Consider the following 1,282-nt stretch of genomic DNA (forward strand, 5'->3'; position numbering starts at 1 on the left):
ACCGCTTCGCCCCTTTAAGAATGCTCCTCTACCGATGCATTACTGCATCCCTAAGCTTCGGTGTTGTGTTTCAGCCCCGGACATTTTCGGCGCAGGACCTCTCGACTAGTGAGCTATTACGCACTCTTTGAATGTATGGCTGCTTCTGAGCCAACATCCTAGTTGTCTTAGAAATCCCACATCCTTTTCCACTTAACACATACTTTGGGACCTTAGCTGTAGGTCTGGGCTCTTTCCCTTTTGACTACCCAACTTATCTCGTGCAGTCTGACTCCCGGCAATCATCTTACTGGCATTCGGAGTTTGATATTCTTCGGTAAGCTGTGACGCCCCCTAGGAAATTCAGTGCTCTACCTCCAAAAGACTCTGCCGAGGCTAGCCCTAAAGCTATTTCGAGGAGAACCAGCTATCTCCGGGTTCGATTGGAATTTCTCCCCTACCCACACCTCATCGCCACCTTTTTCAACAGATGTGCGTTCGGTCCTCCATTGCCTTTTACGGCAACTTCAACCTGGACATGGGTAGATCACCCGGTTTCGGGTCTACGTTGACTGACTCTGGCCCTATTAAGACTCGGTTTCCCTTCGGCTCCGGACTTTTCGTCCTTAACCTCGCCAGCCGACGTAACTCGCCGGACCGTTCTACAAAAAGTACGCGGTTGCACCAATAATGTGCTTCCACAGTTTGTAAACACAGGGTTTCAGGTTCTCTTTCACTCCCCTCCCGGGGTTCTTTTCACCTTTCCTTCACAGTACTATGCGCTATCGGTCACTAAGTAGTATTTAGCCTTGGGGGGTGGTCCCCCCGACTTCCCACAAGGTTCCACGTGTCTCGTGGTACTTTGGATCCCGCTCGCTCACTTCCGCTTTCGCATACGAGGCTTTCACTCTCTCTGGCCGGCTTTCCCAAAACCGTTCTGCTAGCTTTCATGTCACTTATTGCGGTCCATAACCCCGGAATGCACGCATTCCGGTTTAGGCTCTTTCCCGTTCGCTCGCCGCTACTTAGGAAATCGATGTTTCTTTCTCTTCCTCCGGCTACTTAGATGTTTCAGTTCACCGGGTTCCCTCCGCATGGCTATGTATTCACCATACGGTGACTGAGGTTTGCTCAGCCGGGTTTCCCCATTCAGATATCTCCGGATCGTAGGATATTTGCTCCTCCCCGAAGCTTTTCGCAGCTTATCACGTCTTTCATCGGCTCTTAGTGCCAAGGCATCCACCCTGCGCTCTTGTTCGCTTGACCTGCATTCTCATATAGCGTTATGGGAATGGGTCTTTTT

At 50.9% G+C, this 1,282-nt stretch carries 1 rRNA gene; it reads right to left on the reverse strand.

The annotated features are described in order from the left end of the window. Positions 1-1,245, reverse strand: a 23S ribosomal RNA gene (locus ABC831_RS26270); the annotation flags it as partial. Positions 1,246-1,282 lie beyond the last annotated feature (37 nt).

Source organism: Diplocloster hominis (assembly GCF_032380655.1).
GTDB classification, from domain to species: Bacteria; Bacillota; Clostridia; order Lachnospirales; family Lachnospiraceae; genus Diplocloster; species Diplocloster hominis.